This window comes from Amycolatopsis nalaikhensis, assembly GCF_030264295.1.
GTDB classification, from domain to species: domain Bacteria; phylum Actinomycetota; class Actinomycetes; order Mycobacteriales; family Pseudonocardiaceae; genus Amycolatopsis; species Amycolatopsis nalaikhensis.
In genome coordinates this window covers 5,206,279-5,228,345 of record NZ_CP127173.1, presented here as the reverse complement: position 1 = coordinate 5,228,345, position 22,067 = coordinate 5,206,279, and the positions used below count along the sequence as shown (strand labels likewise).

Genomic DNA, 22,067 nt, shown 5'->3' with positions numbered 1-22,067 from the left:
GCGGTGCGTGGGTGGCCGTCGGGGGCGCCCACAAACCGATAGGGAGACCGACATGGCCACTCACTCACCGGCCGCCGTCGACGTCGGGCGCGGGATTTCCGACGCCTGGAGCGCCGTGGCGACCTTCGTGCCGAAACTGCTCGCCTTCCTGATCATCCTGGTCATCGGCTGGCTGATCGCGAAGGCGGTCGCGAAGCTGGTCGACAAGGCGCTGCACCGCGTCGGCTTCGACCGCCTCGTCGAACGCGGCGGGCTGAAGACCATGCTGGCCCGGTCGAAGTTCGACGCCTCCGACCTCATCTCGAAACTTCTTTACTACGCACTGCTGTTGATCACGCTGCAGATCGCGTTCGGGGTGTGGGGGCCGAACCCGGTGTCGGCGCTGCTGACCGACATCGTCGCCTGGCTACCGCGCGCCGCCGTCGCGATCATCATCGTCGTGGTCGCCGCGGCCATCGCCAAGGCGGCCAAGGACCTCATCTCCGGCACGCTGTCCGGCCTGTCCTACGGCAAGCTGCTCGGCACGATCGCGTCGGTGTTCATCTGGGGCCTCGGCATCATCGCCGCGCTGAACCAGATCGGCGTCGCCACCACCGTCACCACCCCGGTGCTGATCACCGTGCTGGCGACCGTCGGCGGGATCGCCGTCGTGGGTGCCGGCGGCGGCTTGATCCGGCCGATGCAGAACCGTTGGGAGCGCTGGCTGGACCGTGCCGACCACGAGGTGCCGCGGGCGGCGGAGCAGGCCCGTCAGCGCGGCCGCGAGGACGCGATGGCGCGCTCGGACGCCCCGACCGAGTCGTTCTCCGCGCCGTCCGGCCGGACCGCCGCGCCGGCTCGCGGGACCGCGGGCGACGACGTCATCCCGCCCGACGCCCGCCTCTGAGCTCTTCCGCCGGGCCCGCGCGGGCCCGGCGGAAGGCGCGTCAAGCGGGTGAGGGCAGGTCGGGCTGGCCGTCGGTGAGGGAGCCCACCCGGTGGGCCCGGGCCAGCTGGCAGACGGCGAGCAGGCGCAGCTGCACCCAGCCGGTCCCACCGGGGACGGGCGCCCACGGCCGTCCGGTTTCCTCGCGGACCTGGTCGAGCAGGCCGCGGGCGTACGCCGCCAGCAGCACCGCCGCGGCGACCGTCGCGGAGGCCTCCACACCGAGGACGAGGATGTCGCGCACCGCCGCGGCGTGCTGGTCCACCTCCGCCGTCAGCCCCGGTACCGCGGGGCGGCCCACCTGATCGGCCAAGGCCTCGAGGAACTCCCACGCCCGGCTTTCGAACCACCCAGTCCACACCCCACCACGGTAACCCGGGCCCTCCGGGAGACCGCACGCCCGTGTTCAAGACCGCACGGCGGCGGCCTCGCGCACCGCGTCAGCGATGGCGCGGTGGTCCTTGCGCAGCAGCGCGCCGTGGTTGCTCGTCACCTTCGCGCTCACCCGGATGTTCGGGTTGCCCTCCGTCACCGCGTCGAGACCGGCGCGGATGCGCTCCTGCTCGTCGCCGCGGCTGCCGAACGACGTCCCCGACGCGACGACGTACCGCGTCGGCACGGTGAGGCCGGCCAGCACCGGCCCCAGCTCGCGCTCCCGGGAGAGCTTGCCGAGCTCGATGTTGCTCTCCGCCTGCTGCCCGGCCGTCATCCGCGGGGTCAGGCCGGTCGGGCGCAGCAGCGGCAGGAACCAGTTCAGCCGCCGGAAGAGCTTGCGGATCCGTTGCTCCATGGCGTCGTCGAGCCAGTCGTGCGGGAACGCGCCGTCGACCAGGACCGCGCCCAGCGCCCGGTCCGGGTTGCGGTGCGCCCAGTGCGCCGCGACGACGGCGCCGTAGGACCACCCCACGACCAGCGCCCGCTCGACGCCGCGGGCGGCGAGCACCGCGTCGACGTCCCGGACGGCGGCTTCGAAGGAGTAGTCCGCCGAGCGCGCCGACTTGCCGCGGGCCCGCTCGTCGTAGGTGAGGTGCCGCCAGCCCGCGCCGAGGTCGGCGAGCACCCGCCGCCAGTACCCCTGGGTGGCGAACTGGCCGTTGAGGTAGACCACCGGGATGCCGGGGCCGCCGGTGTCGGTGACGGCCAGCGCCGTGTCTTCGACGGTGATCATGCCGGTCCAGTGAGCTGCGATGTCGTTCGTCATGCCGGTTACTTTCGGCGGGTGGCCTGACACCGGCCTGACGTCAGCCTGACACGCGGCCCCGGCTCGGCGCGGGCCAGGCCACCTCGTCGATCGCGAGCCACGGTGCCGTCGCCACCGCCGTCGGCGTCGTCCCGGTGATGGCTTTCACCTCGCGGTGGAGGTGGGACTGGTCCGCGTACCCGCTCCTCGCCGCCACGCTCGCCGCGGTGTGCCCGGCCGCCAGGAGGTGTGCCGCGTGGTCGAACCGCACCAAGCCCGCCGCGCGCTTCGGCGTCACGCCCAGCTGAGCCCGGAACCTCGACCACAGCCGCTGACGGCTCCAGCCCACTTCGCCCGCCAGACCGTCGACGCGCACCGCTCCCCGGGCCGCGAGCGTCCGCCGCCACGCCTGGGCGACTTCGGCGTCGACCGGCCGGCTCTCCAGGCGCCGTCCGATGGCCTCCGCCGCGATCGCGAACCGGGCGTCCCACGTCTTCGCGGCCCGCAGCCGCTCCTCCACCCGCTCCGCGTCGCGGCCCCAGACCTCGTCGAGCGACGCCACTGTCCCCGTCAGTTCGGCCGACGCTCCCAGCACCGCGGCCGCGACCACCGGCGTCAACCGGACCTGCAGGCACTCGCCGCGGCGGCCGCCGGTGCGGACCTCCCCGGGGAGAAGACCCGCGACGAAGCTGCCGCGACGACGACGGCCCCGCGCGTCGCAGACGATGTCGCCGGTCAAGTCGAAGAGCACCGTGATCGCCGGGTGCGCCACCATCGCGATGTCCACGGAGCCCGCGATCCGCTGGCGGAACCCGGCCATGGCGACCCCCGGCAGCCGGCCGGCCGGGCCCGGCACGGCGACGTCCACGTCCGACCACGACCAGCCGGGTGAGGGCACCACGAGCGCAGTCTAGGCCGTGAAGCCCAGCAGGAGCTCGCTCGTCGCCTCGGGCGCCTCCAGCATGGGGAGGTGCCCGACGCCCGGCAGCAGCTCGACCCGCGCGCCCGGCACCACCTCGTACTGGTGCGCCGACGACGGCTCGTAGCGCGGGTCGGCCGCGCCGAAGACCACCAGCAGCGGGACGCCGAGGACGGCCAGCCGCTCGGGCGCGCTCCGCTCGGCGAGGTACTCGGCGTTGCGGCGCAGCACTTCCCGGAACGTGCGGTAGCTGATCCGCTTGAGGTCGGCGACGGCGTCGTCCGGGACGGCGACCGGGCGGGCCGTCGTCGCGCCGATGCCGCGGCGGATCGTCGCGTCCGACCGCCTCGCCCAGAGCAGCGGCCCGAACGGCGGGCTCAGCAGGGCACGCAGGATCAGCGGCTGCGGGCGCAGCGCGTCGAGCCGCGGACCGCTGCTGACCAGCGCGAGCGACCCCACCAGGTCGGGGCGCCGCTCGGCGAGCGCGGTGGCGACGTAGCCGCCGCTGGAGTGCCCGGCCACGGCGACGTCCCGCAGCCCGAGGTCGTCGAGCAGCCCGGCCACGCGGTCCGCCTGCGCGGGCACGGCGTACGACGGCGCCGGCGGCGACTGGCCGCAGCCCGGCAGGTCGACGCGGATGACGTGGTGCCGCGCGGCCAGCGCCCCGACCATCGGGCCCCACGTGGCGCCCGAGGCCCCCGATCCGTGGATGAGCAGCAGCGGCGGCGCGTTCTCGCGGCCGTCGTGGACCACGTGCGGACGATCTCCCATGTCCGGGACCGTAGGCCGCGGCCGGGGCGGCCGTCTTGGACGAATGTCAGTCGTAGACGCCCTCGACGGTCCATTGTGGATTCTCGCCGACGGTGGCCAGCAGCAGCAGCGCGACGTCGCCGTCGACGTCCTCCAGCACCACCTGGACCCGCGCGGACGCCGGGCCCTTCGCGGGTGGCGGCGGGTGGACGACCCACGGCCCGGCCGAGCCGAGGACGCGGCGCGGCGGCCCGCCGTCGACGGCGACCGTCGCGGGCGGGTAGCCGAGCTCGCCGCGCTCGGTGCAGCGGACGACGTCGCCCACCGCGTCGAGCACCACCGCCGGCGGTGGCTCGGGCGGCACCCGGCTCGGCGAGGGCGCGGGCAGCCGTCCCGGCCACGGCCGGTCCGCGGTGGCGGGCACGCGCGGTTCGCCCCACGGGACGAGCCGGACGCGCTCGCCGGGGCCGCGGCCGCCGTCGAGCACCGGGGTGACGACGGCGTCCGGGCCCAGCAGGCCCTGGATCCGCACCAGGGCGCGGCCGGCGCGCTCGGCGGCGTCGGCGTCGCGGCCCATCGAGCCGAGCCGCAGCTGCAGCGCCTGCCCGCCGACGACCTCCTCGGGGTCGAGGCGCAGCCGGACGATCCCGGCGGTGGGCCGGTCCCGCGCGGTGAGCCAGCCTTCGCACTGCCAGCGGACGCGGTCGGCGGTCGAGCGGGCGGTGAGGGGTTCGGCGCAGCGCCAGACGCGGACGCGTTCTTCGCCGGCTTCGGTGACCGCGACGATGGCCAGGCGGGTGCAGGCGAGGCCGTGACGGGCCAGCCCGGCGAAGAAGCGCTCGCCGAGGGTTTTGGCGACGAACGCGGCTTCGTCGATCCGGTGCAGGGGGTGCTCGAACTCCTCGGTGACGGTCAGGTCCGGCGGCAGGGCGCGGCGCAGCGGCGGGCGTTCGGAGAGGCCGCGGGCGAGGCGGTGGGCGACGACGGCGTCGCGCGGGAAGCGGCCCGCGACGTCCCGCTCGGCCAGCGCGGCGAAGGCGCCGAGGGTGCGCAAGCCGAGCCGCCGCAGCAGTTCGACGAGCTCGCCGCGGTCGTCGCCGGGCTGGTTCAGTTCGGCGACGTCGAGCGGGGCGAGGAACTCGGCGGCGCCACCGGCGGGCACGACGGCCGCCCGCCGGGCGGCGAGGGTCGCGGCGAAGAGGCCGTCGGCGATCCCGACCTGGCATTCGACGCCGGCAGCGGCCTCCACCTCGTCGATGAGCTGTTCGGCGAGGGCGGCTTCCCCGCCGAAGTACCCGGCGGCCCCGCCGACCGGAACGGCGACGATGCCGGGCCGCACGACCTCGACCCCGACGGCGAGCCGTTCGACGGCTGCGGCGACCGGTTCGAAGAGCCGGGCATCGCGGTCGGGGTCGTGGGGGTGGACAACGAGTTCGGGACAGCGCGACTGGGCATCCCGCCGCCGCATGCCCCGCCCGACCCCGGCCCGGCGAGCGGAGGCGGAGCAGGCGACAACGCGGTTCCCGGAGAAGACGGCGGCGGGGGCGAGTGGAGGAGTCCCGGCGGCGGCCCCGGCGGCGACGACCGGCCAGTCCGGGCACCACAGCACCAGTAGCCGCGGAGCCGCGCTCATCCCGCGGCTCGTGCCCGGGCGCAACCGGCCGACTCGGTGTGGGCAAAGTCCAGCGGCCGCACCGAAACCGGGCGCGAGTGCTCTCCGCCGCGCCGCGACCCCACGCAACCACGGCAAGGCCCGGCCAGAGCGCATGAGCGGGCAAAGCCCAGCCCGCGCAGCAAACCCCGGCGCGAGCACTCACCGCAGCGCCGCCAACCCGCGCCACCACGGCAAAGCCCGGCCAGAGCGCTCGCGGCCGACTCACTGCGAGCAAAGCCCACCGCCCGCAGCGAAACCGGGGCCCCACTCACCAGCCCGAGCCGCCCGGCCCCATCCGCCGCGCGGAAACCCCTTACCTCCCACCACATCCAGCCGCCGACCCGGGCAGCCGTCGGCCAGCTCACCCGGCCACCTCGACCAGCCGTCGCGGCGGTCCACCCCGCGCGACACCCCCGCTCGCGTCCGGAAGCTTCAACGGCACCACCCGAGGCCGGGCCGCCGCGCCGCGGCCGCGGCTGGTCGCCTCCACCTCGCGAGTCCGGAGGTGACCGTGGCCGTCCTGGGTGAGGCCTTGCCAGCGGCGGCCGGACACCCTCAGCTCGATGTCCGCTCCCGGCCACGGCCCCACTGTCAGCAGGACCGTCCCGCGGTTGCGGACCCGCCCGGCCAGCCGCCGCGCCAGCTGGGGTCCCTCGATCAGCGCCGGGCCGAGCACCACCAGGTCGAACCCGTCCACCAGGGCCGACAGCACGCCCACCAGCTCCGCCCCCGGGTGCGGGACCAGTGCGATCCGCTCGAGGTCGACGCCGAACTCCGCGGCCGCCGCGAGGCCCAGCTCCGGCACCCCCGTCACCGCCGCCCACGACCCCTCGCGGGTCGCCGCCGCCAGCAGGGCCAGCACCAGCGACGTCGCTCCGCACACCGACACCGTGCTGCCCCGGCGCAACCCCCCGCCCGGCAGCAGGCCCGCCAACGCCGGCAGCACCGTCAGCACCTCGCCCGCGTCGGCCGCCGGCTCGGCCAGCTGCGCGGCCGTGCGGACACCCGGGATCGCCGACAGCGCCTCCGGCACCGCCACGACGCTCACCTCCAGCACCACGTACTCGTACCGGAGACACCCGCGTGAGGAAGCCACAGGCGAACCCAGACACTCATCGAACACTTGTTCGCATAGTGCGAGACGTGAGGGGCCGCTGTCAAGCCACACCACCCGGCACGGCGAGGGCCGTGAACCAGGCCACTCCACCGCGCCTCGACTTGACCCCGACTGTTTGCCACTACAAGTATTGCTGATCGCAAACCCTGACGCGCCGAACGGAGGCCCGATGAGCGGTGGCACTCCGCCCCAGCCGCGCGCGACGCACCTGGGCGACTTCCAGGTCCGGCCGCGCATGCTGCTGATCACCCTGCTCGCGGTCCCGGTCGGCGCCGCCGCCTCGCTGGCCGCGCTCGGGCTGCTCAAGCTCATCGGGCTGATCACGAACCTCGTCTTCTACCAGCGCTTCGACACCGCGCTCGTCGCGCCCGGCGGCAGCGCGCACCCGTGGTGGCTGGTGCTGACCGCGCCGGTCGCGGGCGCGCTCGTGATCGGCGTGCTGGCCCGCTTCGGCTCGGAGAAGATCCGCGGCCACGGCATGCCCGAGGCCATCGAGGCGATCCTGACCGGGGAGAGCAAGGTCGCCCCGCGCGTGGCCGTGCTGAAGCCGGTGTCCGCCGCCATCAGCATCGGCACCGGCGGCCCGTTCGGCGCCGAAGGCCCGATCATCATGACCGGCGGCGCCGTCGGCTCGATCCTCGCGCAGCTGCTGCACCTGTCCGCCGACGAACGCAAGACGCTGCTCGTCGCCGGAGCCGCGGGCGGCATGGCCGCGACGTTCAACGCTCCGCTGGCGTCGATCCTGCTCGCGGTGGAGCTGCTGCTGTTCGAATGGCGGCCGCGCAGCTTCGTCCCGGTCGCCGCGGCCGTCCTCACCAGCACGCTCTGCCGCGGCTTCCTCCTCGGCACCGACCCGGTGTTCGGCCTGCCCGCCGCCCCGGCGCCCGGCGCGGTCGCCGACGTCCTCGCGCTCGTGCCCGGCATCACCGGCGGCCTGCTCGCCATCGCCGCGACGGCGCTGGTCTACCTCGCCGAAGACGGGTTCGCGCGGCTGCCGATCCACTGGATGTGGTGGCCGGCGATCGGCGGGCTCGTCATCGGCGCCGGCGGGCTGGTCGAGCCGCGCGCGCTCGGCGTCGGCTACGACGTCATCGACCAGCTGCTCACCGGGCAGGCGACGACGTCGCTGATCATCGGCGTGCTCGTGGTGAAGACGCTCATCTGGTCCCTCTCGCTCGGCTCGGGCACCTCGGGCGGCGTCCTGGCGCCAGTGTTCATGATCGGCGCGGCCCTCGGCGCCGCCGAGGGTGGACTGCTCCCCCACGTGACCGCCGGGTTCTGGGCGGTGTGCGGGCTGGCCGCGGTGGTCGGCGGCGTCATGCGCTCGCCGTTGACCGGGATCGTGTTCACCCTCGAGCTCACCCACGCGTGGAACGACCTGCTGCCGCTCGTGGTGGCGTCGGTGTCGGCCTACGCCGTGTCGGTGCTGCTGCTCAAGCGGTCCGTGCTCACCGAAAAGATCGCGCGACGACGCCTGCACCTGACCCGCGAGTACACGACCGACCCGCTGGAGACGTTCTTCGCGCACGAAGTGATGACGGCCAACCCGGTCGTCTTCGCCCACGGCGAAACGGTTTACGACGCGCTGCCGCACACCCGGCACGCGACGCTGTACCCCGTCGTGGACGGCCGCGACCGCCTGCTCGGCGTCACGACCCGGCACGCGCTGCTCACCTGCACCGGCCGCACGGTCGCCGACGCGACCACGCCGACCCACGCCCTGTGCCACCCGGACGACACGCTGCGCGAGGTCGCGAACAAGCTCGCGACCGGGCACGTCACGCAGGCCCCGGTCGTCGACCGCGCCGAGCCGGGCCGCGTGCGCGGCGTGGTCACCCTCGCCCAGCTCCTGCACGCGCGGCGCCGCGACCTCCACGAAGAACACCACCGCGAGCGCGTCCTCGCTGTGACGCGCATCGCGGTCACACCGTCTTCCGCCACCTCGTCTTCCCAGTGAAGCGAGGAAAAGAGGACGAAATGCGCCGGATCCTGATCGTCGGTGGTGGTTACGCGGGCTTCTACGCGGCGTGGAAGCTGGAGAAGAAGCTGCGGCGCGGCGAGGCCGAGGTCACCCTCGTCGACCCCCGCCCGTACCTGACCTACCAGCCGTTCCTGCCCGAGGTCGTGGCCGGTTCGGTCGAGGCGCGGCACGCGGCCGTGTCGCTGCGGCGGCACCTGCGCCGCACCCGCGTCGTCGCCGGGACGGTGACCGCCATCGACCACGCGCACCGCGTCGTGACCGTGCGGCCCGCCGACGGCGAGCCCTTCGAACTCGGCTACGACACGATCGTCGTCACGGCCGGCGCGGTCACCCGGAAGCTGCCCGTGCCCGGCGTCGCCGAGCAGGCGATCGGGCTCAAGCACGTCGAGGAAGCCGTCGCGATCCGCGACCGGCTGCTGACCGCGTTCGACCGCGCCGCCGCGCTCCCGGACGGCCCGCTGCGCCGCAAGCTGCTCACGGTCACGTTCGTGGGCGGCGGGTTCTCGGGCGTCGAGGGGTTCGGCGAGCTGCTGTCGCTGGCGACGGCGCTGCTCAAGCGCTACCCGGAGCTGCGCCGCGAGGAGCTGCGGTTCCACCTCGTGGAGGCGTCGGACCGGATCCTGCCGGAGGTCACCGACCGGCCGGGCCGCTGGGTCGTGCGGGAGCTGGAACGCCGCGGCGCGCGCGTCCACCTGAGCACGCTGGTGACGTCGGCGGCGGACGGGCACGTGACGCTGTCGACCGGCGAGGAGTACGACTCGGAGCTGATCGTGTGGACGGCGGGCAACGGCGCCAACCCGGTGATCGGCAAGCACACGGACCTGCCGGTCGACGAGCGCGGCCTGGTCGTGGTGCGCCCGGACCTGCGCGTCGAGGGCGTGACGGACGCGTGGGCGGCGGGCGACGACGCGGCGGTGCCGGACCTGGCGTCGCCGATCCCGGGCGCGCACACGGTGCCGAACGCGCAGCACGCGTACCGCCAGGGAAAGCTGTTGGCGCGCAACATCATCGCGACGCTGCGGGGCCGCGAGCCGAAGCGCTACCTCCACCACAGCCTGGGCGCGATCGCGACGCTCGGCCTGGGCCGCGGCATCTTCCAGTACCGGCACCTGGTGATCACGGGCCTGCCGGCATGGCTGATGCACCGCGGCTACCACGTGCTGGCGGTGCCGACGTGGGAGCGCAAGGTCCGCGTGCTCGCGGTGTGGCTGACGCAGGCGCTGTTCGGCCGCGACATCCTGTCGCTGGCTTCGGTGCAGCACCCGCGTGACGCGTTCGTCGCGGGCGGGATGGCGGGCCTCGCCGTCGAGGCCCGCCCCGGTCAGCCCGCGAACGGACTCGCGTCGATCCCGCAGCTCGCGCCCGCGTCCGGGAAAGTGCCCGAGATCAGGTAGTCCCGCTTGACCTTCTCGGTGCACGTGCTCGGCACGTACATCGACGAGTGCCCGTAGCCCTCGGTCACGAACACCCTTGCCCGCGCCAGTTCGGCCGCGCCGTCCCGGGCGCCGGGCAGGGGTGTCGACGGGTCGAACCGGTTGTTCAGCACCAGGATCTCCGCCGAGGTCGGGCGGTTCCACGGGCCCGTGTACCGGTCGGTGTCCTTCGCCTGCCAGAACGCGCAGCTCATCATGTCCAGCACCGCGATCCGGCCGAAGTACGGCACCCGCCGGTCCTCCGACTCGGCGTACCGGCTGTAGATCGCCGGGTCCGCCGGGACGTCGCTGTCGCTGCACTGGATCGCGTTGAACGCCTCGGTCCGGTTCGCCGTGTACGGCTCCGACGAACGAGCGAACGCCTGAGGTGCGTCGTACAACCGCTGCAGCAGCGAAGCGATGTCCGGCCAGCCGCGGGAGTCCGACAGGTCGGCGGCCGCGTTGATGATGCCCGAGTACGTCCACGTCTCGCCGTCGCTGACGATCGGGGCCTGCTTGGCACGCGCCGTCAGCGCCGCCCACTTCGCCTTCGGGTCACCCGAGGAGAACGCGCACTTCGGCCCGGCTTCCGTGCACAAGCGCAGGAATTGGTCGAACGTCTGGGAAATCCCCGTCGCGACGTCCTGCCGGGTGTCCAGCGGGACGGACTTGCCGGTGCCGTCGTGGCCGGTGGCGTTGCCGACGAAGTCCATCGTGCCGTCGAACACCATCGCCCGGATGCGGTTCGGGAACAGGTTCGCGTACGTCGCGCCGAGCTGCGTTCCGTACGAAATCCCGTGGTACGTCAGCTTCGCGTCGCCGACCGCGCGGCGCAGGACGTCCAGGTCCCGCGCCGTGTTCGCCGTCGAGACGTGCTCGAGGATCGGGCCCGCCTTCGCCGCGCAGCGGTCGGCCAGCTCCTTCGACTTCGCGTAGAACGCCGCGTTGCCGCTCGGATCACCCGGCATCTCCGGGAACGCGCCGAAGAACGACTCCTGCTCGGCTTGCGTGTCGAAGCAGCGCACCGCGGTGCTGTTCCCGATGCCGCGCGGGTCCCACGACACGACGTCGAACCGGGCGCGCAGCTCGGCGGAGAACAGCCACGGCCACTTGCCCCGCTCCCGCAGCCGCTGCAGGCCGGACGCGCCGGGGCCGCCGAAGTTGACGAACAGCGTGCCGAGCTTGTGCGCGGGATCGGTGGCGGGCTCCTTGATGAGCGCGAGGTCGATCTGCGTGCCCGACGGCCGGTCGTAGTCCAGCGGCACCCGCGCGGTGGCGCACTGGAAGCCGTCTCGGCAGTCCGTCCAGCTCAGCCGCGGCGTCGGCACGCTGTCGGCGGAGGCGGACGCCACCGCCGGGCCGGCCACCACGGCCGTCGAGACCCCGAGCGCGACGACCAGGCCGCGCACGAAGCCTCCCCCAGGAAAACGAAGCACGAAAAGTCCTTTCGGGACGGGGAAACGATCACCTCCTCAGACGGGTGGCCCCGCGGCGAGGTTGAGCGCGGGCCCGAAAAAGATCTCCGGCACCACCCGAGCGCCCGCGGACCTCGCCGATGCGCCCCAATGTGGCGTTCGGTGCGCTCAACGCACCCAATGTGGCGTTCGGTGCGCTCAACGCACCCAATGTGGCGTTCGGTGCGCTGGATGCACCCAACGCCACATTAGGGCGCTTGCCGCCGACCCGCGCGAGCCGCGCCGAAAAGATCTCTGGCACTCACCGGCAGACTTTAGCTATAGTACTAGGCAACTAGATAAATGGAGTTGCCGATGATCGAGTTCCACCTGGACGCGAGGTCCGGCCTGTCGCCGTACCAGCAGCTGGTCCAGCAGGTGCGGCACGCGCTGCGCCTCGGCCTGCTCAACGAGGGAGACCAGCTCCCGAAGGTCAAGGACGTGGTCGCCGACCTCGCGATCAACCCCAACACCGTGCTGAAGGCCTACCGCGAACTGGAGCACGACGGCCTCGTCTCGGCGCGGCCCGGCGTCGGGACCTTCGTGACGGCGACGCTCAACGGCGCGTCGTTCGCCGTGCTCGGGCCGCTGCGGCAGGACCTGCGCCGCTGGCTGGCGAAAGCCCGCAAGGCCGGGCTCGACGAAGAGAGCATCGAGGCCCTGCTGATGTCCACGTTTCGCGACTCCGCCAGAGAGGACATAGCGTGACCGTCCTGCGTGCCCAGGGACTGGGCAAGAAGTACAAGCGCGACTGGGCGCTGACCGGCTGCACGCTGGAGATCGAGGCCGGGCACGTCACCGGGCTCGTCGGGCCGAACGGCGCGGGCAAGTCGACCTTGCTGAACATCGCCTCCGGCATGCTGGAGCCGACCACCGGCACCATCGAGGTGTGCGGTGGCGTGCCCGGCAGCGGCCCGGACCAGCTGGCGAAAGTCGGTTACGTCGCCCAGAACACGCCCGTCTACTCCGGGCTCACCATCGAAGAGCACCTGCGGCTCGGCGCGCACCTCAACCCGCGCTGGGACGCCGCGCTCGCCGCGAAGCGGATCGAACGACTGGGGCTGAACCCCGAGCAGCACGCCGGAAAGCTCTCCGGTGGCCAGCGCGCGCAGCTCGCGCTCACCATCGGCATCGCCAAACGGCCCGAACTGCTGCTGCTCGACGAACCCGTCGCCGCGCTGGACCCGCTGGCGCGCCGGGAGTTCCTGCAGGACCTCATGGAAGCCGTCGCCGAGCACGGGCTGTCGGTCGTCATGTCCTCGCACCTGGTCAACGACCTCGAGCGGGTCTGCGACCACCTCGTCGTGCTGGTCGCGTCGCAGGTCCGGGTGATGGGCGACGTCGAAGAGCTGCTCGCCACGCACCACCGGCTCTCCGGGCCGCGCCGGGACGTCGACACGCTGCCGTCGGACCAGCACGTCGTCTCCGCCAAGCACACCGACCGCCAGACCACCCTCGTCGTCCGCACCGAGGCGCCGATCCTCGATCCCGTGTGGACGGTCGGGCGGATCGGCCTCGAAGACCTCGTCCTCGAGTACATGAGCAACCCGGCCGCCGCGCGGCCCGCACTGGAGGTGCTCCGATGACCTGGCTCGCCTGGCGCCAGTTCCGCGTCCCCGCCCTGTCGGTGTTCGCCGGCCTGGCCGCGATCGCCGTCGTGCTCGCCGTCACCGGGCCGGACCTGGTCGGCCGCACCGACTTCTCCGACCAGGACGTCCTCTTCAGCGGCACGATCCTGGTGCTGTACCTGCTGCCCGCGGTCATCGGCGTGTTCTGGGGCGCCCCGATGATCACGCGCGAACTGGAGAGCGGCACGCACAGCCTGGTGTGGAACCAGACGGTCACGCGCAAGCGCTGGCTCACCACGAAGCTCGGTTTCGGCGTCGCCGCCGCGATGCTCGCCGGTGGCGTGCTGAGCCTGGCGGTGACCTGGTGGGCGAGCCCGATCGACGCGCTCGCGAGCGCCCGCACCGCACCCGGGGCGCTGGCGCGCATCGCGCCCGCGGTGTTCGGCGCGCGCGGGATCGCGCCGATCGGCTACGCGGCCTTCGCGCTCGTCCTGGGCGTTGCCGTCGGGATGCTGCTGCGGCGCACGCTGGCCGCGATGGCCGTCACGCTCGTCGCCCTCGCCGCGGTGCTGCTGCTCGTGCCGGTCTTCGTGCGGCCGTACCTGCTGCCGCCGGTGGACGAGACGGTTTCGATCACCGACCGGAACATCACGAACATCACCGGCAACGAGTCCGGGGTGATCGAGGAGATCGGCGTGACCCGGCCCGCCGGGGCGTGGATGCTGACCAACGAAACCGTGGACCCGGCCGGGAACGCGGTGACCCCGCTGCCCGACTTCGTGCAGCACTGCATGCCGAAGCCGAGCCGGGAAGCGGGCCCGCCGGACCACGGGACGGTCAGCGCGTGCCTCGCCCAGCTGGACGCCCACGGCTACCACCAGCACATCACCTACCAGCCCGGCTCCCGGTTCTGGGCCCTGCAGTGGCTGGAACTGGCGCTCTACCTCGTGCTGACGGCCGCGCTCACCGCGTTCTGCTTCCGCCGCGTCCGCCACTTGTCCTGACGACCAGTCTGGGGGAAACCATGCGCACTCTCGCAGTCAAGACAACGATCTTCCTGGCCGCCACGCTCACCCTGTCGGCCCCGGCCGCCTCGGCGGCGGAACCGGCGCTCTCGCTGGCGAAACCGACCGGCTCCCAGCCCGTCGGGACGACTTCCCTGTACCTCAAAGACACTTCGCGGCCCGACCCGTGGGTGCCGTCGGTGCCCTACCGCGAACTCATGGTCTCGCTCTTCTACCCCACGGCTTCGGCGCAGGGAGCGAAGAAGCAGTTCATGAGCGAGGCCGAGGCGAAGGCCGTGTTCGAGGAGGCCGGGATCACCGGCATCCCGCCGTCGGTGCTGACCACCGTCCGCACGGACGCCGTCGTCGACGCGCGGCCCGCCGGGCGCCGCCTGCCGCTCGTCGTGCTCTCGCCCGGCTTCAAGCGGCCTCGCGCCGAACTGACGTCGCTCGCCGAAGACCTGGCCAGCCACGGCACCGCCGTCGCCGTGGTCGACCACACCTACGAAAACGTCGCCACGACGTTCCCCGACGGGCACGTCACCGGCTGCGCCGCTTGCGGGAACTACGACGACGCCTTCTGGCGGAAGCTGCAGCGGGGCCGGGCGACCGACGTCTCGTTCGTCCTGGACTCATTGACGCACTCGAAGTGGGCGTCCCTGATCGACCCGGCGCGCATCGGCATGGCCGGGCACTCGGTCGGCGGCGCGAGCACGCTCGACACGATGGTCGCCGATCCCCGGGTCAAGGCCGGAATCGACATCGACGGCACCACGAACGGCTCACTGACCACACTGGACCGGCCGTTCCTGCTCCTCGGCAGGCAAAGCCGCTACGCGCCGGGCACCGGCGCGGAATCCGATACCTGGCAACGGGACTGGGACCGGCTGACGGGCTGGAAGCGCTGGCTCGTCGTCGCCGGGATGGCGCACCCGTCGTTCACCGACATCGGGCTGGTCGGCGAGCAGCTCGGCCTGGACTTCGGCGCGACGACCCCCGCCGCCCGCGGCCAAGCCGTCACCGCGGCCTATGTCCGGGCCTTCTTCGACCGGCACCTGAGCGGAAAGGAGCAACCGTTGCTCGACGAACCGTCACCGCGTCACCCCGAGGTCTCCTTCGCCCGGACGTCGACGCCCTACCTGCCCGCGCCGACCGGGGACCGGCCGGTGGGCAGCACCGCCGTGTACCTGAAGGACACCTCGCGGCCGGACCCGTGGGTGCCGTCGGTGCCCTACCGCGAACTCATGGTGTCGCTCTTCTACCCGACGGCTTCGGCGCACGGCCCGAAGACGCGGTACCTGACCGCCGCGGAGTCGGCGGCGCTGCTCGAGGGCAGCGGCCTCGACGTCCCCTCGGACCTGCTCACCACGATGGTGACCCACGCGGTGGCCGACGCCCGGCCGGACGGCCACGACCTCCCGCTGGTCGTGCTGTCACCCGGCTACACCAAGCCGCGCGCCACGCTCACCGCGCTGGCCGAAGACCTGGCGAGCCACGGGTACGCCGTCGCGCTGGTCGGCCACACCTACGAGAACACCGGGACCAGCTTCCCCGACGGGCGGTTCGCCGGGTGCGCGTCCTGCGAGGTGCCGCACGACGACGCGTTCTGGCGGAAGCTGGAGCTGGGCCGCGCCGCCGACGTGTCGTTCGTGCTGGACGCGCTGACCCGCTCGCCGAAGTGGGGCCCGCTGCTCGACGCGTCCCGGATCGGCATGGCCGGGCACTCCGCCGGCGGCGCGAGCACGCTGCCGACGATGGTCGCCGACGCTCGCGTCAAGGCGGGGATGGACATCGACGGCACGACCCAGGTCGCGCTGGAGCCGCCCGGGCTGTCGCGGCCGTTCATGTTCGTCAGCCACCAGCTCGCCGCCACGACCTGCGCACCGGGGAACGAGCCGTGGGAGCGGGACTGGGCCCAGCTGACCGGCTGGCGGCGCTGGGCCGAGGTGAAGGGCACCCAGCACGCGTCGTTCACCGACGTCGGCCTGGTGGGGGAAGAGCTCGGCGTCGACATCGGCGCGACGACCACCGCGCTGCGCACCCAGACGATCATCCGGACGTACGTCACCGCGTTCTTCGACCAGCACCTGCGCGGGGTGGCGCGGCCGGAGCTCGACCGGCCCGCCTACCCGGAGGTCGTGTTCTGCCACTGAAAACCCTGGGAATGCGGCACCCCGGCCAGGGGGCGGGTGCCGCATTCCCAGGGTTCTCCCAGAACTTCTCAGCAACCGGCCGGACCGGCTCGGCACGCTCGCCGCATGACGAGAATCGAGATCCGGGGACTGACCAAGCGGTACGGGCCCGACACCGTGGTCGACGACCTGTCGTTCACCGTCGAACCCGGCCAGGTGACCGGGTTCCTCGGCCCGAACGGGGCCGGCAAGACCACGACCATGAAGATGATCGTGGGGCTGGCCGCGCCGACCCGCGGCCAGGTCACCATCGGCGGCCGCCGCTACGGCGACCTCCCCGTCCCGCTCACCGAGGTGGGCGCGCTGCTCGACGCGGGCGCCGTCCACGACAGCCGGAAGGCCTATGACCACCTGCTGGCGCTGGCCGTGAGCAACGGCCTGCCCCGGCGCCGCATCGACGAGGTGCTCGCCCGGACCGGGCTGACGGGTGTGGCGGGCAAGCGGGCGGGCGGGTTCTCGCTCGGCATGCGGCAGCGCCTCGGCATCGCCGCCGCCCTGCTCGGCGACCCGCGGGTGCTGATCTTCGACGAGCCGGTGAACGGGCTCGACCCCGAGGGCATCCGCTGGATCCGGGACTTCATGCGGTCACTGGCCCGCGAGGGCCGCGCGGTGCTGGTGTCCAGCCACCTGATGAGCGAGATGGCGCAGACCGCCGACCACCTCGTCGTCATCGGCCGGGGCAAGCTCATCGCCGACACCGGCGTCGCCGAGTTCGTGCGCGGCGAGGGCACCGTGCTCGTCCGCACGCCCGACCCCGAATTCGCGCTCCGGCTGACCGCCGCCGGCGCGACCGTGCGGGAAGGCGCCGAGTCGTCGCTCGTCGTCTCCGGCATGACGAGCGAAGAGATCGGCAAGCTCGCCGCCTACCACGGCGTCGCGCTCGGCGAACTGAGCCCGCAGCGCGTCTCGCTCGAGGACGCCTTCATGGAGCTGACCAAGGACAGCGTCGACTACCAGGGGGCCGGCCGATGACCTTCACCCACACCGTCCGCGCCGAGTGGGTCAAGCTCCGCAGCCTGCGCTCCACGTGGCTCACCCTCGGGTGCCTGTTCGCCGTCGGGCTCGGCATCACCGCGCTCGCCATGAACGCCGCCCCCGACGCCTACGCCGAGGACCCGGCGGCCTGGGACCCGACCGCCCGCAGCCTGACGTCGTACATCGTGGCGCAGCTGATCATCGGGGTGCTCGGCATCCTGGTCGTCACCTCGGAGTTCGCGACCGGCCTGATGCGGACGTCGCTGCTGGCCACGCCCCGGCGGCACCGGCTGCTGGCGGCCAAGGTCGTGGTGGCCGCCGCCGTCGCCGTGCTCGCCGGGCAGGTGCTGATGTTCGCCGCGTTCCTGATCGGGCAGGCCGTCCTCGGCGCGAAGGGCGTCCCGACGGCGGCCCTCGGCGACCCCGGCGTGCTGCCCGCCGTCGCGGGTGGCGGGCTCTACTTGACGGCGATCGCGCTGCTCGCGGCCGGGCTCGGCACGATCGTGCGGGCGACGGCGGGCGCGCTCGCCATCCTGGTCGGGATCGTCTTCCTGGTTCCCGCGCTCGCCGGGCTCTTCCCCGCGTGGCTCGAAGGGATGTTCGCCTTCTGGCCGACGCTGGGCGCGGCCCAGGTGTTCAAGACGCTGCCCGATCCCGCGTTCCCGCACCCGTGGCTGAACCTGGCCGGGCTGGGCGCCGGCGTCGCGGCCGTGCTGGCCGCCGCGTTCGTGGTGTTCCGGCGCCGGGACGTCTGATGCCCGGTTTTCCGTATCCTCGCGCCCATGGCGAGTGAACGGCTGCTGGTGGTGGACGACGAGGCCACCGTCCGGGAGCTGCTGTCGGCCGCGCTGCGGTTCGCCGGGTTCCGGGTGACGTCCGCGGCGACCGCCGCCGAAGCGGTCGCCGCGGCCACCGGTGAGCCACCCGACCTGGTGCTGCTCGACGTCATGCTGCCGGACATGGACGGCTTCGAGGTCGTCCGGCGGCTGCGCGAGCGGCGCGCGGCGGTGCCCGTCCTGTTCCTCACGGCCCGGGACCGCCAGTCCGACAAGGTCACCGGCCTCGCTCTCGGCGCGGACGACTACGTGACGAAGCCGTTCGACCTGGCGGAGCTGATCGAGCGGATCCGCGCGATCCTGCGCCGGACCCAGGGCCGTCAGGCGGACGTGCTGACCGTGGGCACGCTCGCGCTCGACGCCGACGGCCACCTGGTGACGCGGGCGGGACGGCCCGTCCGCGTCTCGGCCACCGAGTTCCGGCTGCTGCGCTACCTGATGGAGAACGCCGGGCGCGTCGTGTCGAAGGCGCAGATCCTCGACCGGGTGTGGAACTACGACTTCGGCGGCGACGCGGGCATCGTCGACACCTACATCTCGTACCTGCGGCGGAAGGTCGACACCGAAGAGCCGAAGCTGATCCACACCGTGCACGGCGTCGGGTACGTGCTGCGGGAACCCCGCCGGTGAGGCGGCTTTCGCTGCGGACGCGGCTGTTGCTGCTCACCGCCGGGCTGCTGCTGGCCGGGCTGAGCATCCTCGGCGCGCTGGTGTCCGACCGGCTGGAGCGCTACCAGCTCGACCGCCTCGACGGCCAGCTGCGTTCGATGACCGAGCTGATCTCCCGCGCGTCGGGCCCGCCCCCGGCCGCGAACCCGGCCGCCCGCCCGGACCTCGTCGACCCCGCGCTCGACCTGCTCGGCACGCCGTACGTGGTGTACCTGGACGCCGGCGGGGCCGTGGTGGGCGGCCTGAACTCCTCGCGCGTGGCCGGGACGACGCTGCCGCCGTCCGACGCGCTGCGCACGGTGCCCCGCGACGGGACGGCCGTCGACCTGCCCGCCGCGGACGGGTCGCAACGCTGGCGGGCCGTCGCACGCCCGGCCGTCCGCTGGGGCGGGACGGTGGTTTCGGCCGCGCCGCTGGCCGAAGCCGACGCGACGATCGCCCAGCTCCGCACCAGCAGCCTGGTGACCGGGGCCGCGTTGCTGGTCCTGCTGACGGCGGCGGGCTGGTTCGCGCTCGGCCGCGGGTTGCGGCCGTTGCGGCGCATCGAGCACACGGCCGCCGCGATCGCCGACGGCGACCTCACCCGGCGCGTCCCCGACCTCGCCCCGCCCGGCACCGAGATCGGCCACCTGGCGGCGTCGCTCAACACGATGCTCGGCCAGCTCGAGCAGGCCTTCGCCGAGCGGGCCGCGTCGGAGGCCCGGATGCGCGCGTTCGTCTCGGACGTCAGCCACGAGCTGCGCACGCCGTTGTTCGGCATCAAGGGGTCGACGGAGCTGTACCGGATGGGGGCGCTGCCCGCACGGTCCGATGTGGACGAAGCGATGCGGCGCATCGACGGCGAAGCGGCGCGGCTCACCGCGCTCACCGAGGACCTGCTGCTGCTGGCCCAGCTCGACGAGGCACCCGACGGCCAGCTCGACCGCACGCCGATGGACCTGCGCACCCTGGCCGGCGACGCCCGGCACGACCTGCGGGCGTTGGACCCGTCCCGCCCGGTGACCTTGACCGGCCCGGGCGGCGGGGGTGGGCCGGGCCCGGCCCCGGTCGACGCCGACGAGGCCCGGCTGCGGCAGGTGGTGACCAATTTGGTCGGCAACGCGGCGGCCCACACGCCACCGGGCACGCCGGTCCGCATCGGCGTCGGCACGGTGTCGGGGCGCGCGGTGCTCGAGGTGGCCGACGACGGGCCGGGGATGACTTCCGAGCAGGCGGGGCGGGTGTTCGACCGGTTCTACCGGGTGGACCGGTCCCGGACGCGCACGGGTGGTGCCGACGCGGGGCTCGGGCTCGCCATCGCTCGCTCACTGGCCCGGGCCCACGGCGGGGACGTCGAGCTGGAGACGGCGGTCGGGGAGGGTGCTTGTTTCCGGCTGTGGCTGCCACTGGAGGAGCCCGGCGACGTGTCTACTGTGGACTAAGGCACCTCCGCCAGCGCGGCCAGCACCGCCGCGACCGCGGGCGGGTCGGGCGGATCGCCATACGTGGCCGCGTAAATCCGCCGGTGGAACCCGGTCAGCTCGGTCGCGTGGACGTCCGGGCGCCGGTGGGCGCGCAGGGCGAGGCCCGGCAGCATCGTCACCCCCGCGCCCGCCGCGACCAGCGCCTGCACCACCACCATGTCGTCACTGTGCGAGGCGATCCGCGGCGTGAACCCCGCCTGGTGGCACACCGCCGCCAGCTCCTCCCGGCACCGCTCGCACCCGCCGATCCACGCCGAGTCGCGGTGGTTCGCGAGGCTGTCGTCCGGACGGCGGCTGATCAGGTGGACCGGGTCGTCGCGCAGGTGGACGAGGCGGACTCCCTCGTCTTCGCCCAGCTCCGTCCCGGCGTGCCGGAACACCAGGGCGATGTCGATCTCGCCGTGGCGCAGCATCGTCAGGGCCTCGACCGGGTGGCGGTCGTAGAGGCTCAGCTCCAGCCCCGGGTGCCGCCGCGCCAGTGCCGTGGTCGCCTCCGGGACGATCGTGCACAGCGTGGACGCGTTGGCGGCCAACCGGATCCGGCCCGACCGCAGCCCGGCCTGGGCGGCCAGCTCGATCGCCGCCGCGTCGACGCGGCCGACGATTTCGGCGGCCCGGTCGGCGAGCAGCCGCCCTTCCGGCGTCAGGCGGACGCCACGCCCGATGCGTTGCAGGAGCTTGACGCCGGTGGCCGCCTCCAAGCGGGACAGGTGGTGGCTCACCGACGGCTGGGAGTAGTGCAGCTGCTTGGCCGCTTCGGTCACCGAGCCGTGCCGGGCCACCGCGGCCAAGACCTTGAGGTGGACCAGGGTGAGCATCCATCGAGAATATCAATGATTTCGCCGAGAATTTGGCATTGGACGTCATATCGGGACCGTTCCATGCTGAAGGTATGACGACCTACACCACTTGCGACCTGACGATCACGCTCGACGGCTACGCGGCCGGGCACCACCAGACCGAGCAGCGCCCGTTCGGCGACGACGGCGGCGACGGCTGGGGCGACAAGCTGCACGCCTGGTACTCCGAAGGCCCCGAAAAGCACCCGGCCGAGTTCGCCCGGATGATGACCGCGAAGGCGTTCATCATGGGGCGCAACATGTTCGGCCCGGTCCGCGGCGACTGGGACCGGCCGTGGACGGGCTGGTGGGGCGACAACCCGCCGTACCACGCGCCGGTGTTCGTGCTCACCCACCACCCGCGCGAGCCGCAGCCGATGGAGGGCGGCACCACGTTCTACTTCGTCACCGACGGCATCGAAGCCGCCATGGAACGCGCCCGCGAGGCGGCCGGGGACGGCCCGGTGTCGGTCCACGGCGGCGCGACCACGGTCAACCAGTACCTCGCCGCCGGCATGATCGACGAGCTGAGGCTGCACATCGCGCCGTACACGCTCGGCGCCGGCGTCCGGCTGTTCGACGGCGTCCCCCCGCTGGACCTGGAGCAGGTGGACGTGCGGGCGACGGATTCGGTCACCCACCTGGTGTACCGCGTGCGGTCCTGACGGAGTGGGTACCCCAGGGGTATGCCTGTCCCCCGGCCCGGCCCGCTGCGCTGGCTCCGGTACGTCTACGGCGGCCGACTGCCGGACGCCTACCGCGAGTGGGTGCTGCACGACGCGACGGCGAAGACGTGGGTGCTGCGGTTCGCGTTCCGGATCTTCGTCGAGGCGCTGCCCTGGCTCGCGGCGGCGTTCGTGCTGGCCGTCCTGTTCACGCCGTTGCCGGTCGGGGCCGTGGTGGCGGGGCTGGTGCTGAGCCTCGGCATGAGCTTGTTCTTCACGGTGACCAGCGCCGACGAGCTCGCCGAGGTCCGGCTGCAGAAGCACGGCTTCCCGCCCGGCACCGGCAAGGAGATCCGCCGACGCCGGACGGGTTCGGGGACGTGGCCGTGACCCGCCGTCAGGAAAGCGACGACCGCAGCCACCACCCGGGCGGCGTCGCTGCCGTCGTAGGGCTCGCCGAGCAG

At 73.3% G+C, this 22,067-nt stretch carries 21 protein-coding genes; 13 read left to right on the top strand and 8 right to left on the bottom strand.

Features of this window, described 5'->3' with window-relative positions:
- Positions 1-52 precede the first annotated feature (52 nt).
- Entirely contained in the window at positions 53-886 is an 834-nt protein-coding gene (locus tag QP939_RS25845; RefSeq protein WP_285459440.1) for a mechanosensitive ion channel family protein, read from the top strand.
- A gap of 40 nt (positions 887-926) precedes the next feature.
- On the opposite strand, the gene QP939_RS25840 is transcribed toward QP939_RS25845, so the two are convergent.
- The 6 genes from QP939_RS25840 to imuA' all read right to left on the bottom strand — a co-directional run bounded on the left by QP939_RS25840 (position 927) and on the right by imuA' (position 6,467).
- Positions 927-1,286, bottom strand: coding sequence for a DUF6401 family natural product biosynthesis protein (locus QP939_RS25840; RefSeq protein WP_285459438.1), 360 nt, complete (start codon positions 1,284-1,286; stop codon positions 927-929).
- Between the two features lie 45 nt (positions 1,287-1,331).
- Positions 1,332-2,126, bottom strand: coding sequence for an alpha/beta hydrolase (locus QP939_RS25835; RefSeq protein ID WP_285459437.1), 795 nt, complete (start codon positions 2,124-2,126; stop codon positions 1,332-1,334).
- Between the two features lie 40 nt (positions 2,127-2,166).
- A complete protein-coding gene (locus tag QP939_RS25830) occupies positions 2,167-3,006 on the bottom strand; it encodes a helix-turn-helix domain-containing protein (protein ID WP_285459434.1) in 840 nt (279 codons plus the stop codon).
- A 9-nt stretch (positions 3,007-3,015) separates the two neighbouring features.
- A complete protein-coding gene (locus tag QP939_RS25825; RefSeq protein WP_285459433.1) occupies positions 3,016-3,795 on the bottom strand; it encodes an alpha/beta fold hydrolase in 780 nt (259 codons plus the stop codon).
- Between the two features lie 46 nt (positions 3,796-3,841).
- Positions 3,842-5,407 carry a DNA polymerase Y family protein gene (locus QP939_RS25820; protein WP_285459431.1) on the bottom strand — a complete coding sequence of 522 codons (1,566 nt, stop codon included), beginning with the start codon at positions 5,405-5,407 and terminating at the stop codon, positions 3,842-3,844.
- A 382-nt stretch (positions 5,408-5,789) separates the two neighbouring features.
- Positions 5,790-6,467 (bottom strand): DnaE2-dependent mutagenesis accessory factor ImuA', encoded by a 678-nt coding sequence (imuA', locus tag QP939_RS25815; protein WP_285459850.1) that lies wholly within the window; start codon positions 6,465-6,467, stop codon positions 5,790-5,792.
- 247 nt (positions 6,468-6,714) lie between these two features.
- On the opposite strand from imuA', the gene QP939_RS25810 reads away from it, so the two are divergent.
- The gene (locus tag QP939_RS25810) at positions 6,715-8,502 is read left to right on the top strand and encodes a chloride channel protein (RefSeq protein ID WP_285459430.1); all 1,788 of its coding nucleotides are present in this window, start codon (positions 6,715-6,717) and stop codon (positions 8,500-8,502) included.
- 20 nt (positions 8,503-8,522) lie between these two features.
- Positions 8,523-9,920 carry an NAD(P)/FAD-dependent oxidoreductase gene (locus QP939_RS25805; protein WP_285459429.1) on the top strand — a complete coding sequence of 466 codons (1,398 nt, stop codon included), beginning with the start codon at positions 8,523-8,525 and terminating at the stop codon, positions 9,918-9,920.
- Here the strand turns inward: QP939_RS25805 and QP939_RS25800 are convergent.
- Positions 9,848-11,347, bottom strand: a complete 1,500-nt coding sequence (locus QP939_RS25800) for an alpha/beta fold hydrolase (RefSeq protein WP_285459428.1) — start codon at positions 11,345-11,347, stop codon at positions 9,848-9,850. The two genes, QP939_RS25805 and QP939_RS25800, sit on opposite strands and share 73 nt — an antisense overlap.
- 360 nt (positions 11,348-11,707) lie before the next feature.
- On the opposite strand from QP939_RS25800, the gene QP939_RS25795 reads away from it, so the two are divergent.
- The 8 genes from QP939_RS25795 to QP939_RS25760 all read left to right on the top strand — a co-directional run bounded on the left by QP939_RS25795 (position 11,708) and on the right by QP939_RS25760 (position 20,057).
- Positions 11,708-12,100, top strand: coding sequence for a GntR family transcriptional regulator (locus tag QP939_RS25795; RefSeq protein WP_285459427.1), 393 nt, complete (start codon positions 11,708-11,710; stop codon positions 12,098-12,100).
- Positions 12,097-12,978 (top strand): ABC transporter ATP-binding protein, encoded by an 882-nt coding sequence (locus QP939_RS25790; RefSeq protein ID WP_285459426.1) that lies wholly within the window; start codon positions 12,097-12,099, stop codon positions 12,976-12,978. Before QP939_RS25795 ends, QP939_RS25790 begins: the two co-directional genes overlap by 4 nt.
- Positions 12,975-13,964: an ABC-2 membrane transporter-related protein gene (locus QP939_RS25785; protein WP_285459425.1), complete on the top strand. Its 990-nt coding sequence runs from the start codon at positions 12,975-12,977 to the stop codon at positions 13,962-13,964. The genes QP939_RS25790 and QP939_RS25785 overlap by 4 nt, the downstream gene beginning before the upstream one ends.
- Before the next feature lie 20 nt (positions 13,965-13,984).
- Positions 13,985-16,117, top strand: a complete 2,133-nt coding sequence (locus tag QP939_RS51865) for an alpha/beta hydrolase family protein (RefSeq protein ID WP_331657637.1) — start codon at positions 13,985-13,987, stop codon at positions 16,115-16,117.
- A 105-nt stretch (positions 16,118-16,222) separates the two neighbouring features.
- A complete protein-coding gene (locus QP939_RS25775; RefSeq protein ID WP_285459424.1) occupies positions 16,223-17,128 on the top strand; it encodes an ABC transporter ATP-binding protein in 906 nt (301 codons plus the stop codon).
- A complete protein-coding gene (locus tag QP939_RS25770) occupies positions 17,125-17,886 on the top strand; it encodes an ABC transporter permease (RefSeq protein ID WP_285459423.1) in 762 nt (253 codons plus the stop codon). The genes QP939_RS25775 and QP939_RS25770 overlap by 4 nt, the downstream gene beginning before the upstream one ends.
- 27 nt (positions 17,887-17,913) lie before the next feature.
- Positions 17,914-18,597, top strand: coding sequence for a response regulator transcription factor (locus QP939_RS25765; protein ID WP_285459422.1), 684 nt, complete (start codon positions 17,914-17,916; stop codon positions 18,595-18,597).
- Positions 18,594-20,057, top strand: a complete 1,464-nt coding sequence (locus QP939_RS25760) for a sensor histidine kinase (RefSeq protein WP_285459421.1) — start codon at positions 18,594-18,596, stop codon at positions 20,055-20,057. The genes QP939_RS25765 and QP939_RS25760 overlap by 4 nt, the downstream gene beginning before the upstream one ends.
- On the opposite strand, the gene QP939_RS25755 is transcribed toward QP939_RS25760, so the two are convergent.
- The gene (locus QP939_RS25755) at positions 20,054-20,917 is read right to left on the bottom strand and encodes a LysR family transcriptional regulator (protein WP_285459420.1); all 864 of its coding nucleotides are present in this window, start codon (positions 20,915-20,917) and stop codon (positions 20,054-20,056) included. The two genes, QP939_RS25760 and QP939_RS25755, sit on opposite strands and share 4 nt — an antisense overlap.
- 74 nt (positions 20,918-20,991) lie before the next feature.
- Between QP939_RS25755 and QP939_RS25750 the strand changes: the two genes are divergently transcribed.
- Both QP939_RS25750 and QP939_RS25745 read left to right on the top strand, forming a co-directional pair.
- On the top strand, positions 20,992-21,603 hold the full coding sequence (locus QP939_RS25750; protein ID WP_285459419.1) for a dihydrofolate reductase family protein: 612 nt from the start codon (positions 20,992-20,994) through the stop codon (positions 21,601-21,603).
- Positions 21,604-21,624: 21 nt separating this feature from the next.
- A complete protein-coding gene (locus QP939_RS25745) occupies positions 21,625-21,993 on the top strand; it encodes a DUF5313 family protein (protein WP_285459418.1) in 369 nt (122 codons plus the stop codon).
- The last annotated feature ends 74 nt before the right edge of the window (positions 21,994-22,067 follow it).